The 267-nt window shown below is 60.7% G+C and carries 1 pseudogene; it reads right to left on the reverse strand.

Annotated elements, in window-relative coordinates:
- Nucleotides 1–267, reverse strand: a pseudogene (locus tag A3730_RS29700) (aminotransferase class V-fold PLP-dependent enzyme); the annotation flags it as partial.

Consider the following 267-nt stretch of genomic DNA (forward strand, 5'->3'; position numbering starts at 1 on the left):
TGGGCACCGAGCATGTTTGGGCTCCCGCATTCGAAGCGTTTGGCGGTAGTGGCGGGCTGCCAGTCCTTGCGGGTGTAATTGCCCGGATCGGCCACCATATGCCCAACCATGCTGACGCAGAATCAATTGATCCTGCACCGCGCGGCGGCAATAGAACAGGGCGAGCCCTTCCGGGCCGAGCATCCATTTGTGGCCGTCGGCCACCACAAAATCAGCGTTTACCTGCTCTGCTGAGAACGGCAGTGTGCCGAGAATCTGGATGGCGTC

This window comes from Alcanivorax sp. HI0044, from assembly GCF_001634945.1.